Genomic DNA, 13,859 nt, shown 5'->3' on the forward strand with positions numbered 1-13,859 from the left:
TAATCGTTTGTATACCTGCCTGTATTTTAGCATACAGAACAATGAGTAACAATTGTTGACTTTTATAACATCTGGCATTATGCTTGTCACGCAAGTTACAAAAACAAATAAATGTTACTTGTTATTCAGCGCATAGGAGGCTATTCATTATGAAAGCAGCACAAATTAACAAATACTCAAAAAAGTTCATAGTAGAAATTAATGACATTCCAGTCCCAGATATAAATGATAACGAAGTCTTGGTCAAGGTGAAAGCGGCGGCGGTTAATCATTTAGAATTACTCATCGGTACTGGAAGTGTGAAGCTGATTCAGGATTATGAGTTCCCTTTGACCCTGGGTAATGAGCTGACAGGTGTTATTGAGAAGGTTGGTAAGAACGTCCAGGGATTTAAAGTTGGCGATGCAATTTACTCACGCCTGCCACTACAAAAAATCGGCGCTTTTGCGGAATACGCAGCGATTCATGCGGATGCCATCGGGCACTTGCCCGCTAATCTCGATTTTGTAACCGGTGCTGCTGCGCCATTAACAGGATTGACTGCTTATCAAGGTTTGCATGAAGAATTGGCTGCCAAAGCTGGCGAAAGCGTGTTTATTCCCGGAGGTTCTGGTTCATTTGGCCAAATGGCCATTCCTATCGCCAAAAGCATGGGGCTGAGGGTCATCGTTAGTGGAAACCCGCAAGCACGTGAACGGACAATGGCGACTGGAGCAGACCAATATATTGATTACACGACTGAGAATTATTGGGAGCAGCTTAGTAATGTAGATTATGTGATGGATACGTTGGGACCAAGCGAATTTGATCATGAACTTTCTATTATTAAAGCAGGAGGTCGCCTTCTTTCTCTGCGGACCGGACCTAACAAACGTTTCGCCGAGCATATGGGCTTACCAGGTTGGAAACAAAAGCTCTTCACCATTGCCGGGGCTAAGTATGATCACAAAGCGAAGAAAAAGAAGATTCAATATCATTTCATTTTTGTTCGCAGTGATGGTGAACAATTAAAGAAAATCACTAAGATTATTGAAGATAACGGGATTGTACCAGCGGTGGACCCCACTGAATTCCACATTGAAGATATTAATGAGGCTCTGAAGCTTGTTGCAACTGGTCATCCTAAAGGAAAAGTCATTATCCGATTTTAAGGAGAGCACCTAATGAAAGCTGCACAAATTGCTGGATATTCCAAAACACTTGAAGTGGAAATCAACTCAATCGATATTCCATCAATAACATCAACTCAGGTTCTGATTAAGACTAATGTAGCCGGTGTTGATCCACACCTTGTTTTGGCGATTACAGGCAAAGTTAAGTTGTTTGATCATTACGACTTTCCGTTGACTCTGGGCAACGAGTTGGCTGGAGTTGTGATCGACGTCGGCGCTAGTGTTATGGATTTTAAGGTGGGTGATCACGTGTACACCATGCCACCGCTTGATAAGATGGGGGCGTTTGCCGAATATGTCGCAGTAGATGCGGCAATTGTGGCTAAGATGCCAGCCAATCTTTCCTTTAAAGAAGCAGCGGCCGTGCCATTATCTGCTTTGACGATCATCCAAGCTCTAGATATTTTAGGTGCTCAACAAGGCAGTGAATTATTTGTCTCTGGAGGTACTGGTGGCTTTGGACAGATTGCCATACCTTACGCGAAGTCACAAGGACTGTTTGTGACCGTCAGTGGTAGTAGTGGATCTGCGCGTGATTTGGCCAATCGACTCGGTGCAGATGAGTTTATCGACTATGAAACGCAGGACTATACTCACATACGGAGAGACTATGATTATGTTATTGATACCCGTGGCGCCAGTGAAATTAGTAAACATATGAAGATACTAAAACCCGGTGGTACATTATTGGCGTTAAGCGCTGGTCCCAATGCCCGTTTCGCTAATCGAAGCGCAGACTTGTCAACGGGGAAGAAGATTCTTTTCAGTTTACTGGGGTTGCCTTTTGATGGGCTAGCGAAATGGCATAAGAAGAGTTATGACTTTCTGTATGTACAGCCGAATGGTCAGCAATTAGCAGCTTTTACACAGTATCTTGAAAAAACAAACATTAAGCCGGTGATTGATTCCGAGTACACGTTTGACCAAGTGAATGCCGCGATTGCTAAGATTGCGACAGGGCATAGCCGAGGGAAAGTTCTGTTACAAGTAGAAGATGGAGGTAAATGAATTATGGCAACTAACTATTCATATGTTAAAGCACCAAATCTAAGTATTAAGGCGGCTGATAGAACAGTTTACGCATACCGTGAACTAGGAGAGAAAAAGGGTATCCCCGTCATTTTTTTCACTCATTTATCTGCAAATTTGGACAACTGGGACCCACGCGTAGTGGATGGTATTGCCAAAAAACATTGGGTCATTGCATTTGATAATAAGGGTGTTGGACTTTCTAGTGGGAAAGTCCCAGATACGATTGAACAAATGGCAAGAGATGCATTAACGTTCATTCATACATTGGGATTTGAGCAAATCGATATTTTGTCATTTTCGATGGGTGGTATGATTGCACAAGAACTCTTGGCCATCGAACCAAGACTGGTTCGTAAACTTGTTTTGTCAGGAACAGGCCCGCGTGGTGGTGAAGGCATTGAACATGTTACGAAACTTTCTGATCGTGATTTGATACGTGCCATCTTCACGTTGAGAGATATTAAAACCTATTTATTCTTCACGCGAACAGACCATGGCAAACAGAAAGCAAAAGAATTCTTGGTTCGGCTCAAAGAACGTAAAGAGGCGCGAGATAAACAGATTAGTATCAAAGGATATCGTAGACAACTTAAAGCCATCCACGAGTGGGGAATGGCAAAACCCGCTGATTTGTCAAAAATTACGCAACCTACCCTTGTAGTAAACGGTGATGATGACAGAATGGTACCTACACCTAACTCCTATGATTTGGCACAACGTATTCCAAATAGCAAGCTCATTATTTATAAAGATTCTGGTCACGGTGGGATTTTTCAAAATCATGATGAATTTGTGAAATCAGTAATAGCATTTTTAGATAAATAACAATGTTGACGTTAGATCACTGCTTGCTAATATCTCAGTTGCAACGCATCGACTTATTCTGCAACGAAGGCTGGCGTCCACATGTTCAGCGATGGCTTACGTGAGCAAATCGGTTACAAAGGTAAAAATATTCATGCGATGGAGCTTTGTCCACCAATTATCTCTGAAAAATCTTATACATTCTTTTCTTTATCGATCGTTCTCAATATGTTATATTGAGTATGGGAGGAGGGAACCAGAATGGCACGTTACAAAGAATTTGAAGAAAATGTAGTACTAGATAAGGCAATGAAGCTCTTTTGGGAACAAGGTTATGAAAAGACTTCTATGACGGATCTAGTTGAGCATATGGGTATCCATCGGAGAAGTTTGTATGACACCTTTGGCGACAAGCATACGTTGTTTCTGAAAGCAATGGATCGATTTCGGTCTAAAGTAAATAGCGAGCTTGCAGGAATAGTTAAAGGCTCTGAGACGGCTGTTGAGGCTCTTCAATTGATTATGAGTTACATGATATATGGGAATGAAGACTCACCTTCTGGTTGTTTAATGGTCAATTCTGCCGTGGAATTAGCCATGCGCGATGTAGATGTGGATTCAAAGGCCACTGAATCATTTACACTCGCAGAGCAACTGTTCAAGGATATTATTTTGTGGGGACAGAAGAATGGAGAATTATACCTAGATTATGATGCCGAAGTACTGGCAGAACATCTGAATGTGGTGGGTATTGGGTTGAGAGCAATGGCGAGAACTTCCATTCCTAAAGAGAAACTGCAAGGTACAGCAAACATTTCTATAGAACTTTTAACCACATAGTATGGTTAATTGTCCTTTATATAGCATTGTATATCATTTTTAGAATGATCGTTCTTTTTACTAAATATAGAATGATCATTCTTATATTATAAAACATATTCCTCCTCTGAATAAGCATTTATATCTGAGAAGAATATAAAAAAATATTTTAGAATACTACACTACAAAATAAAAAGGAGAAATTAAAAATGAAAATTTCTGAACAAGTCGCATTTGTCACTGGTGCCAACCGAGGTCTTGGTCGATATCTAACGCTTGAACTTCTGTCCAGAGGAGCAAAAGTTTATGCTGCAGCAAGAAATCCAGAATCTATTGATATCCCAGGTGTAATCCCCGTGAAACTGGATATTACCAATCCTCAAGAGGTGATTGAAGCTGCTAAGATCGCTCAGGATGTAACACTTCTAATAAACAATGCGGGATCTTCAACAGGTGCTTCTTTACTTGAAGGAGATCTAGATCAAATACAATTAGAATTTAACACGCATTTCTTCGGAACTCTTTCTATGGTTCGTTCTTTTGCGCCAATTATGACTAAAAATGGCGGTGGTTCGATTCTGAATATTCTCTCCGTATTGTCTTGGTACAGTTCGGGTACTGTGGGAGCTTATACGGCTGCAAAAGCTGCAGAATGGGCATTGACGAACGATTTACGTTTAAATCTCAATTCTCAAAATATTCGAGTAGCAGGGTTACATGTGGGCTATATGGAGACAGACATGACATTGGGCTTAGAAGTTCCCAAAGTTAACCCATTGGACGTTGCAAAAGCAGCGATTGATGGTATAGAATCTGACAATTTTGAAATTATTGCAGATGATGCTAGCCGTCAAGTACAAGCCGGACTTGCCGGTGGTGTAGCTGCACTATATCCTCAACTTTCCTAAAAATTGTATTAATATTCACGAATCAACTTAAAAAGTGATCAAAGGAGACAATAAAAATGATAATTTCTGAACAAGTAGCATTTGTTACTGGAGCAAACCGCGGATTTGGCCGTCATCTTGCTCTTGAACTTCTTTCAAGAGGTACGAAAGTATACGCAGGTGCAAGGAACCCAGAGACTATTGATATTCCAGGTGTTATACCAGTTAAGTTGGATATTACCAATGCTCAAGAAGTTGCAGCTGCTGCTATGATTGCTCAAGATGTTACTGTACTCGTAAACAACGCAGGTTCATCAACAGGGGCATCTTTACTAGAAGGTGATCCTGATCAAATAGCTTTGGAATTAAATACACACTTTTTCGGTACATTGTCCATGGTTCGCGCATTTGCACCGGTTCTCGAGAAAAACGGGGGAGGATCAATTTTGAATATTCTCTCCGGATTATCATGGTATAGTTCGGGAACTTTGGGCGCATATACTGCTGCAAAGGCTGCAGAGTGGGCTTTAACGAATGATTTACGATTAAATTTATATCCACGTAATATTAGAGTAGCCGGTCTACATGTTGGGTTTATGGAGACAGACATGACTTCCAACATAGACATGCCTAAATCCAATCCTGCAGATATCGCGAAAACAGCTATTGACGGCATAGAATCTAACAGCTTTGAAATTATCGCAGATGAAGTTAGTCGTCAAGTACAAGTTGGACTTGCCGGTGGCGTAGCTGCACTATACCCACAACTTTATAAATAAAAAAACTAATTTAAACTACAGAGGAGTTGTTCGTAATGAGTAAATTGTGGACTAAAACAAAAATCGGAAAAATGGAATTGCCTCATCGTTTAGCTATGGCACCAATGACACGTAGCAGAGCAGAAGAGGACGGGACACCGGGTGAACTAAGTTCCCTTTATTATGCTCAAAGAGCATCGATGGGGTTAATCATTAGTGAAGGCACACAACCTTCTGATGATGGGCAAGGTTTCTTGAATTCACCTGGTATCTATACTGAAAAGCATATAGAAGGTTGGAATAAGATTACGAATGCAGTGCATAATGCGGATGGTTATATATTTATCCAATTAATGCATGTGGGCCGCATGTCGCATCCAGATAACACACCCCATCATCGTCAAGCTGTTGCTCCATCTGCAATCGCGCCAGGTGTGGAGCTGTTCACCGCTAAAGGAATGCAGGATATCCCGGTTCCGCGGGAGTTAACTAAAGAAGACATTCAAACAACCATTGCTGATTTCCGAAAAGCAGCAGCAGCGGCTATAAAAGCAGGAGCAGATGGTGTCGAAATTCATGGAGCGAATGGTTATCTGATCAATCAGTTTCTTGGAGAGAATTCAAATACACGGACAGACGAATATGGAGGCTCAATAGAAAATCGTAGTCGCTTCGCGATCGAAGTAGCGAAAGCCATTATCGAAGAAATTGGAGCAGAAAGAACTGGCTTCCGTATTTCTCCAGGAACACCTCTTGGAGGAATACAGGATGGGGAACAAGGTACTGAACTTTATCTCCACCTCGTAAAGGAATTAGCTCAATTGGACTTAGCTTACCTTCACATCATGCATCTTGGAAATGAGAAGCTTCTCCAAGACATTCGCACAAGCTGGACAAACGCATTATTGGTCAACAGAGCAGGGCGTGCGATTGATGATATTAGCGTAGATATTGATAGTGGTACAGCCGATCTGGTACCCATTGGTGCATGGTCTTTGGCTAATCCAGATTTTGTGGAACGTCTCAAAGTAGGTTTCCCTTTAAATGAAGTTGATCGTGATACTGTATATAGTGGCGGAAGTAAGGGTTATACAGATTATCCTACGATGGATGAAGTGAAAGCTCAAAAGTCGATAAAATAAATTGTTGCATTGCTTTCAAAAGAGAGAGGTTTAAGTTGAAAACAGGCCGTTCCTACAACTAGGAATGCCTGTTTTTTTATTGTTTGAGTCAGCGAGGATAGGGTAACTTTCTAATCCTTGTGGTGCAAGCATTCTTGATTTTTTCGATATTCTGAAGGAGTACATTTTTTAATCCGCTTGAACGTTTTCGAAAATAAAAGAACATCCTTATATCCAACGGATCGAGAGATGTCACCGATTTTGAAAGTGGAATTAGTCAACAAAAAACATGCTTTATCCATTCTCGTCGCGTATTCCCTGACTCCGAGATATGCATGAGGATTGATACCTCTCTGGTCAATAAAACAGTTGTTGTATTTCAGAATACATTACCACCACAGGATCTTCATTTACAACAACTCTATCAAATGGTTGAAATCTCGAAAAGTAGAGGGGCAGCTTATATTATCTGTGTTGTGCCCTATCTTGCTTACTCTCGTCAAGATCGTCGATCAAACGAAGGGGAACCCGAGTCCGGGTTGGTTGTTTTACGAACACTCGCTATGTTAGGCGCTAATGATCGCGGGACAAGGCATGATTGCTGGACAGGCCAGTGTGAAGCAGCTCGTACTCGTGCATCTGCCCGGCGACGGTAAGTTGGAGTTCATGCGTGATGAAGCAAGTCGGACCTTCCACGGACCGGTGGACATCCCTGAGCCACTGCGCATGTATACCCTATGATACATTGAACAGGAAGGAATGGTTGAGTTGCATAGATTGCTTGCTCTTGATTTGGATGGAACCATGTTAAATACGAATAAAGTCATTACGTCAGAAACGCGAAGTTCCATCCAGCAATTAATGGCGAATGAAGTAGCTGTCACCATCGCATCCGGGCGGTTTCCCGCTTCGGTATGGCTACATGCGAAGGAAATCCTATTGAATTTTACTCTGGTCGCACTGAATGGTGCCGTGACCGTTGATCCAAAAACAGGACAAATGATTGAAGGATCCCCGCTGGAGACAACATCACTTTTATACATGCTAGATGTGATTGAGGAAGAAGGCGCCTACGTCCATTTCTATGGCTACAATGCCCTATATGTACGGCAAATCAATGATTTGAATCGGAGCTGGCCAATGAATAATGTTGTTGTGCGACCAGAACTGACATGGACGGAAGATCATTATAGAGATCAAACCGAACTGATCCGTTTGGTTGAAGTCGGTTCCGATTTCAGAACGTTCGTAAACAGCATGCCTGGCATGATCTACAAAGCGGCCGTCATTTGCACAAACCTTGCCGCCCGCGAACGGATATTTAAGCGACTTGAAGCATCGGGAATGCTTCAATGTACTAAAACAGGCAGTTTGCGATTTGACGTAAACGCGATCGGAATCAGCAAGCGCGATGCACTTGAGCGACTGTGCCGCAAGCAAGGTATCGATCGACAAGAGGTAGCTGTAGCAGGAGATTATGACAATGATCTTGACATGCTGCAGTGGGCTGGATTGGGTATCGCAATGGGCAATGCTGAGCCCCATGTCAAAGCGATCGCAAACGTCATTACAGGTACAAACGAACAGGATGGAGTCGCCATGGCAATCCGCAATTACCTGCTATAAGTGGCTTATAAAGGAGAGAACTTTCGTGATTCCATTCAAAAAATCATTACTTCTGCCCGTTCTGTCAGGCATGATCGTATTTAGCGGTTGCTCTACACAAGGGCAAGGCGCTTCAGAGCCGAATAATGTCAACGCTGGAATCAAGTACGGTATCGGGAAAGTTGTCCTTCTATACCTCTCAGCCTGAAGAGGGGCTACGAAGCTCTCTACTTAAGAAATGAAAATAAACCTCCTGATAGATGCATTAGACTGAATTGCTCTAAAGGAGATTTTTGTTATCGATAGAGGAAACAAGGGTAAACATTGCAGTTATATAAAAAACTCGGTTCACATAGTAACCGGAGTTTCAAATGTACAGCCTCGGGACGGGAATTCCCCTTGGAGGCAGATAATGAACGTCTGAGCAGTAAATGCCTGCATGTTGTTGTACGGTTGTAAACCACCAGTTACGTTTACAACTAATCGATGAATGCCATTGTAACGCACAAAGCTATTTATTTTCTAATTCGGGCAAAAGCGAATATTCAATCATTAGTACTCGTTTCTTCACGCAGACAGGCACAAAAAGCTGAGCAGCTCGGTGCATCTGCGGTGATTGTCGTCAGAAATGAGGGAGGAGGGCATATTGGACGTGATGACGTTAGAACCATGATGATCGTCCCCCAGGTCGTTGATACGGTAGAATCCCCGCGGTTCGGTGATGGCCGAAGATGGGTGGTAGCCTATGCACTTGGAGCAGAGGTAATCGAAATGGGCACACGTTTTATTGCGACTCAGGAATGTGTTGATGCATCCACATACAAAAAGATGAACAATGTGATTATGTTTAACTAAGTATGAAGGCTACTATTTGTGTCATAGGCTTATCTTAAATCATATTAAATTAAATTTTACTGATCCGGATCGCAAAAATGGTGTGATTCAAAAAGATGGTTTCCTTGTGCTCAATACTCATAATCATCTGGTCAGGTTTAGCTCACCCAAAAAATTGTGTCTCGGGAATTGTTAGGCTTTGATGTCCGTACTCAATAACTACAGATAATATCAAATTCTGCTTAGTTTATGGCAATGTTTGCGTTATTTTTACTCGTTAATCATAGAAAAGACGCACAAATAAGCTAATTACTTGTTATATTGTTCACTTTTTATGTAAAAAAACTTGATAAAAAAAGTAGCCTATGCTATATTACATTTTGTGTAAAAAAATGTTTCGAATTTCATTTCAAACTTTTTCGAAAACGTTACATTTAAAATGTCAGAATAGGGGTTAGAACAATGTTTTTATTTGTGACCTTTTTAAAACGATCATTCCTTGAAAGGTATGCTTACAGATTTGACTTTTACACTTCTATTTTTGGTAGTTTCATATCTCTGTTTGTTCAATTAAATGTGTGGTCAGTTCTTATGGAAAATAACAGTAGTAACAGCCAGGTTTCACTGGATGAAATGCTGACTTACGTCATCATAACTTCGCTTATCACCGCTTTGACAGCATCACAAGTTGGCGAGAAAATAGCACAAAAAGTTGATAACGGTTCCATAATTTCTGATTTTATAAGACCGATAAACATAAGAAACTATCTTTGGGCAGAAGATATAGGGAAAAACATATTCAACTTTTTACTAATAAATATCCCCAACGTAATTATCATATTGCTTTTTATGCGCATAGAAATCGTTTTCGAGCTTTCGAATTTCTTGATGTTTTTAATCAGTTTAGTTTTAGCAATAATTATCGCTTTTTACATACAGTTCGTATTAGGATTACTAGCTTTTTGGCTTCAAACTCCGTGGTATATCTCGTGGATTTTGAATGCTTGTAAAGACTTATTCTCCGGTTCTGTCATTCCATTGTGGTTTTATCCAGATTGGCTCTATCAGATTTCTTCTTGGTTACCATTCAGGTTAATTATCTTCGAACCAATAAATATGTACCTTGGGAATTTATCAATAGATGAAGGGTATAAAATTCTACTACTACAATGTGTCTGGATTGTGTCGTTATATCTTCTGTCTAAGTTAATTTGGTCGAAAGCTCAAAGTAAAATTATTGTTCATGGAGGGTAAATCTTGTGCAATATTTCTCGGTCTATATCAGATTTATTAAGATATCCATCCTAAGTGTGTCCCAGTATAGAAGCTCATTTATACTAGGAGTTATCTCTCAGATCGTCTCATTCTTTTCAGAATTCTTTTTACTTTGGTTGTTACTAAATAACTTTAGTGCGATTGGTAACTGGTCCACATATGAAGTCATGTTTTTGTTCGCCCTTAACTTAGCATCATATGCGATAGGTTCTTTCTTCTTAAATTCTCCCAGCACTCGTCTATCTACAATGATAAAAGAAGGTACTTTTGATGAAGTACTAACTAAACCACTTAATAGCTTTGTATATTTAGTTTGCAGAGAATTTAATAATGGCTACATAACACACTTAGTTGTTTCCTTGGTAGTAATGGTGATTTGTGTGAATCAATTGAACATCGAAATGACTTTCACAAACATCTCAATGCTTATTCTAACCCTGCTTGGTGGTGCTTTAATCCAGGGTTCAACATTGCTAATCATTTCGATACCTTCATTTTGGTTTGTAGAGAATACTGGCCTTAGAGAAGTCTTATTTTTTAACATGCGTAGATTCATTTCTTATCCAATAACCATATATGACAAATTCATTCAGATAATTCTGACATATATACTGCCTTATGCTTTTATTAATTTTTTCCCTGCACAATTTTTTCTACAAAAAAATGATTTCTCAATCTTTTCTCCTTACTTCCAATACGCCACTCCAATTGTAGGATTAGTCTTATTTGTTATTGCGTATAACTTCTGGAGGATAGGAATCAACCACTATCAAAGCACTGGTTCATAAAATAAGTCGACAGAAAGAAGTGAGAAGTCGTGTCAACCATAATAAGTATGGAAAACGTGTCAAAAGAGTTCACCATCTACAAAAGAGAAAAAGGATTATGGAACTCGGTGAAATCGATAGTAAAAAGAGATTATGTTACTAAAACTGCTGTAAATAACATCTCCTTTAATATCAATAAAGGAGAAATGGTTGGATATATAGGTGCAAATGGAGCCGGAAAATCAACAACAATTAAGATGTTGTCAGGTGTATTAGTTCCTTCTTCAGGTACAGTTAACGTAGCTGGGCGAATTCCTTACAAAGATAGAAAAAATAATGCAAAGATCATAGGAGTAGTCTTCGGACAGAGGACTCAGTTATATTGGAGTTTGCCAATAGAAGAGACATTTGAACTTTACAAAAAAATTTATAAGATACCCGACAAAGTCTATCAGCAAAATGTTGAATTTTACATTGAGTTATTAGATCTACATGAATTTATTGATGTTCCTGTAAGACAACTTAGTTTGGGTCAAAAAATGAGAGCAGAATTAGCAGTTTCATTACTACATGATCCACAAATTTTATATCTTGATGAGCCAACAATAGGGCTGGATGTTGTTGTTAAGCAAAAAATAAGACATTTTATTAGAGAAATAAACAAAGATAAACAAACAACTGTAATTCTTACAACCCATGATATGGACGATATAGAACAGATCTGTGATCGGATTATAACTATTGATAAAGGAAATAAGATATTTGACGGAAGCTTGTCGAATTTCAAAGAGGTGTACGGAGCAGGACATACTATTATTGTGGAATTTCAGGAAACCAATGTTCAGTTACAAGATTCGAGACTAACCATCTACAAAGAAGAAAACGCAAAAAAATGGATTAAATTTGATGAAAAAGAAATAAGCGTTGCAGAAGCAATTTCTAGCATCGCCAGAAACCACAACATTGTAGATATTTCACTCAAAGAACCAAGTGTTGAAGATGCTGTGCAAAAGATCTATGGGAATTAATCATTTACTATAATTTGGAGGTGTTTAATAGTGGCTACGATTGAAGTAAGAACAGAAGCTAGTAACAGTTTACTTCGCTATCTCGAAAGAAAGGGAAGAGGACCAACTGGGGCTATTAATCTGATTGAAAATATGGATTTAGGTCCTCTAGTTAAAAACCACAAATTGAATTTTTCAAAAGTATACGAAAGTAAACTCAACAAAAAACTTGAATTACAAAAAACAAAATACAAAATTTTTGAAAATGAATTACTTCTTTTAACAGAAAATTTTCAAAAAAACCAAATAAAATTGATACATATTAAAGGTTGGTTTTTAGGATTAGATCTATATTCTCCTGTCGAGACAAGAATATCCGGAGATATAGATTTGTTAATTGATGTGAACCAACTAGAAGACATTTTGGATTTATTAGGTAACTTGGGCTATTCAGTTGCATATACAGGGGAGATTGTAAACAAATCCTTTATTAATGATGATTTAACAAATCACTCAAGACTCCATAGTCACATCCCAGTTTTAGAGAAAAGAGTTACAACTGAATCTGGTGACGAATTCCTAATAGAGATGGATCTCCATACACGCCTATTTAATAATGTTGAGTCTGAATGGTATAAAATGCAGGCTGTATTGGATAGAGCAATACATACAAAATATGACAAACAACATTTTGTATGGTTATTAGAACATCATGACAGATTAATGCATTTGATGTATCACTTCTCAAAAGAATACACCGTAGATACGCTCCTATATGGTGATAACAATCCTAAAATAAAGCTACTTCATGATATAGCCTTATTTATAGACAAGTATGGGCCCCAGATTAATTGGAAGTATCTTTTAGAGACTACCAATGATCTAAAAGTTGAATTTAGAATCCTACTTACTTCCGTATTAGTCGATGAGATTTATCCAAATCGAGTTCCGAAGACATTTATAGCAGCTTTGAGAGATCACTTTAAACTCAATTATCAACTATATAAGGGGAGTGCTGAACAAATTGAGAAGGCAGTAAATTTTTCTGCAGAAACCATACTTTTTGGGGACTCTCAGGACTTCTATAAAGATTTTGTGACTATTTTGGGATTGAAGAGTGAAGTGCTTGAATGTCAGAAAAAAGATTCTATTGCTCAGTTAGACGAAGTTAGTATTAGACTGACAGAAAATGAATATCCAGTAGCTAATCAGTTTGGTTCTTATGTTGTTTTCGAAAAAAATCTTTCAAAACTCCCTTTACAAGCAACTTGTAATTTAGGGTGGAACTCTTCGTCTTTTCTAGTGAAGATAGATGTAACTGATCATATTGTTGCAAGTCTAACAGACGATAATGCTTACCTAGGCGGAATTTCAATTGGTCTTGGACCAGGAAGTAGCGACCATACTTCAGATAGAAAATCATATATAAAACAGTTTTATTTCAATCCAAAAGTTGATGGAGGATTGAGGTACTGGAATTTAAAACTAGATGATGAGAAAGACAATCAGAATCTTAGCGGTGAAGGTCAGTATCCTTATATATATAATCTAACAACTAATGATAGCGGTTATTTACTTGGATTAGAGATACCATGGTCAAGTTTTGGTATTGTACCCGCTTCAAATTTATGTCTTGCTTTTGATATTAAAGTAAATTTCTATGACTTTGAAGGGAAACCTAAAAAACAAATGGCTTGGTCAAATCACTACGATAACATATGGCATCCGGAGTATATGGGTATTTTAAGAATAGTCGACTAATAATAAGGAGGTTTGTT

16 protein-coding genes and 1 pseudogene are annotated in these 13,859 nt (G+C 38.9%); 16 read left to right on the plus strand and 1 reads right to left on the minus strand.

Features of this window, described 5'->3' with window-relative positions; genetic code table 11:
* Positions 1-149: 149 nt before the first annotated feature.
* The 7 genes from JNUCC31_RS17845 to JNUCC31_RS17880 all read left to right on the plus strand — a co-directional run bounded on the left by JNUCC31_RS17845 (position 150) and on the right by JNUCC31_RS17880 (position 6,614).
* Positions 150-1,151, plus strand: coding sequence for an NADP-dependent oxidoreductase (locus tag JNUCC31_RS17845; RefSeq protein ID WP_192262964.1), 1,002 nt, complete (start codon positions 150-152; stop codon positions 1,149-1,151).
* 12 nt (positions 1,152-1,163) lie between these two features.
* On the plus strand, positions 1,164-2,180 hold the full coding sequence (locus tag JNUCC31_RS17850; RefSeq protein WP_192262966.1) for an NADP-dependent oxidoreductase: 1,017 nt from the start codon (positions 1,164-1,166) through the stop codon (positions 2,178-2,180).
* A gap of 3 nt (positions 2,181-2,183) precedes the next feature.
* On the plus strand, positions 2,184-3,029 hold the full coding sequence (locus JNUCC31_RS17855) for an alpha/beta fold hydrolase (protein WP_192262968.1): 846 nt from the start codon (positions 2,184-2,186) through the stop codon (positions 3,027-3,029).
* A 240-nt stretch (positions 3,030-3,269) separates the two neighbouring features.
* Positions 3,270-3,848: a TetR/AcrR family transcriptional regulator gene (locus JNUCC31_RS17865; RefSeq protein ID WP_192262972.1), complete on the plus strand. Its 579-nt coding sequence runs from the start codon at positions 3,270-3,272 to the stop codon at positions 3,846-3,848.
* A gap of 188 nt (positions 3,849-4,036) precedes the next feature.
* Complete coding sequence (locus JNUCC31_RS17870) at positions 4,037-4,735, plus strand: SDR family oxidoreductase (protein WP_192262974.1); 699 nt, start codon at positions 4,037-4,039, stop codon at positions 4,733-4,735.
* Positions 4,736-4,791: 56 nt separating this feature from the next.
* A complete protein-coding gene (locus JNUCC31_RS17875) occupies positions 4,792-5,493 on the plus strand; it encodes an SDR family oxidoreductase (protein WP_192262976.1) in 702 nt (233 codons plus the stop codon).
* 35 nt (positions 5,494-5,528) lie between these two features.
* Positions 5,529-6,614, plus strand: coding sequence for an alkene reductase (locus JNUCC31_RS17880; protein WP_192262978.1), 1,086 nt, complete (start codon positions 5,529-5,531; stop codon positions 6,612-6,614).
* Between the two features lie 110 nt (positions 6,615-6,724).
* On the opposite strand, the gene JNUCC31_RS17885 is transcribed toward JNUCC31_RS17880, so the two are convergent.
* The gene (locus JNUCC31_RS17885; RefSeq protein ID WP_192273114.1) at positions 6,725-6,979 is read right to left on the minus strand and encodes a helix-turn-helix domain-containing protein; all 255 of its coding nucleotides are present in this window, start codon (positions 6,977-6,979) and stop codon (positions 6,725-6,727) included.
* Here JNUCC31_RS17885 and JNUCC31_RS34130 point away from each other — a divergent pair.
* The 9 genes and pseudogenes from JNUCC31_RS34130 to JNUCC31_RS17930 all read left to right on the plus strand — a co-directional run bounded on the left by JNUCC31_RS34130 (position 6,929) and on the right by JNUCC31_RS17930 (position 13,842).
* The gene (locus tag JNUCC31_RS34130; RefSeq protein WP_192262980.1) at positions 6,929-7,249 is read left to right on the plus strand and encodes a ribose-phosphate pyrophosphokinase-like domain-containing protein; all 321 of its coding nucleotides are present in this window, start codon (positions 6,929-6,931) and stop codon (positions 7,247-7,249) included. The genes JNUCC31_RS17885 and JNUCC31_RS34130 overlap by 51 nt on opposite strands.
* Positions 7,170-7,334, plus strand: coding sequence for a hypothetical protein (locus JNUCC31_RS17895; RefSeq protein ID WP_192273545.1), 165 nt, complete (start codon positions 7,170-7,172; stop codon positions 7,332-7,334). The genes JNUCC31_RS34130 and JNUCC31_RS17895 overlap by 80 nt, the downstream gene beginning before the upstream one ends.
* 18 nt (positions 7,335-7,352) lie before the next feature.
* Positions 7,353-8,219, plus strand: coding sequence for a Cof-type HAD-IIB family hydrolase (locus tag JNUCC31_RS17900; protein ID WP_228469075.1), 867 nt, complete (start codon positions 7,353-7,355; stop codon positions 8,217-8,219).
* 25 nt (positions 8,220-8,244) lie between these two features.
* Complete coding sequence (locus JNUCC31_RS17905; RefSeq protein WP_192262982.1) at positions 8,245-8,406, plus strand: hypothetical protein; 162 nt, start codon at positions 8,245-8,247, stop codon at positions 8,404-8,406.
* Positions 8,407-8,741: 335 nt separating this feature from the next.
* Positions 8,742-9,026, plus strand: a pseudogene (locus tag JNUCC31_RS17910) (nitronate monooxygenase); the annotation flags it as partial.
* A 468-nt stretch (positions 9,027-9,494) separates the two neighbouring features.
* Positions 9,495-10,286, plus strand: a complete 792-nt coding sequence (locus JNUCC31_RS17915; RefSeq protein WP_192262984.1) for an ABC transporter permease — start codon at positions 9,495-9,497, stop codon at positions 10,284-10,286.
* 56 nt (positions 10,287-10,342) lie between these two features.
* Complete coding sequence (locus tag JNUCC31_RS34135) at positions 10,343-11,095, plus strand: ABC transporter permease (RefSeq protein WP_416234317.1); 753 nt, start codon at positions 10,343-10,345, stop codon at positions 11,093-11,095.
* A gap of 47 nt (positions 11,096-11,142) precedes the next feature.
* Positions 11,143-12,102 carry an ABC transporter ATP-binding protein gene (locus tag JNUCC31_RS17925; RefSeq protein ID WP_228469077.1) on the plus strand — a complete coding sequence of 320 codons (960 nt, stop codon included), beginning with the start codon at positions 11,143-11,145 and terminating at the stop codon, positions 12,100-12,102.
* Positions 12,103-12,132: 30 nt separating this feature from the next.
* Positions 12,133-13,842: a nucleotidyltransferase family protein gene (locus tag JNUCC31_RS17930; RefSeq protein WP_192262986.1), complete on the plus strand. Its 1,710-nt coding sequence runs from the start codon at positions 12,133-12,135 to the stop codon at positions 13,840-13,842.
* The last annotated feature ends 17 nt before the right edge of the window (positions 13,843-13,859 follow it).

The organism is Paenibacillus sp. JNUCC-31, assembly GCF_014844075.1.
In the GTDB taxonomy this organism is placed as follows: domain Bacteria; phylum Bacillota; class Bacilli; order Paenibacillales; family Paenibacillaceae; genus Paenibacillus.